The organism is Micromonospora aridisoli (assembly GCF_056150025.1).
Genome location: NZ_JAXCFK010000128.1, coordinates 1 through 563 on the forward strand (window position 1 = coordinate 1; position 563 = coordinate 563).

A 563-nucleotide genomic window follows, 5' to 3' on the forward strand; every position below is an offset into this window, starting at 1 on the left:
CGCCTCCCCCGCCGCTGTCGAGCTGCCCCGGCCACGGGGCACTCCGCCCGCGAACACCGGCGTGCTCGGCTAACAAGCTCGGCACCGGTCGTTAACCCTTTGCCGAGGAACTGACAGGCCAGCTAGATTCCCCCAGCCGTCCGCGTCGTCGCGGACCGGCGCTGTCGACGAGGAGGTGTGCAGCACATGCGCACGAGTGCCCAGCAGGTGAGCCCGCGTACCGACCTTTGCCACCTTCCGACGACGGAGACACCTTGTCGCTTCGCATCACCCCACTGACCGACCCCGCGCACGGGCCGCACAGCCGGCGTCTCGCATGGCTGGCGTCCGACGCCGACTCCATCCCTGTCGGGACGGCCTTCCTGCGGCTGTTCACCGACCCTGGACAGGCGCACCTGGCCGAACTGGCCCTCCACGTCCATCCCGCCGAGCGACGCAAGCACGTCGGTTCCCGGCTCCTCGACGCCGCCGGGGCCGGCGCCCGGAACGATGCCCGGCGCCGCGTCGTAGCGCAGGCCGGGGCCGGGTCGCCCGGCGACCACTTCCTGCGGGCGCGCGGTTTC

At 72.5% G+C, this 563-nt stretch carries 1 protein-coding gene; it reads left to right on the top strand.

The annotated features are described in order from the left end of the window. Window positions 1–254: 254 nt before the first annotated feature. On the top strand, window positions 255–563 hold a 309-nt coding region (locus SM447_RS29710; RefSeq protein ID WP_474576176.1), incomplete at its 3' end, for an N-acetyltransferase family protein.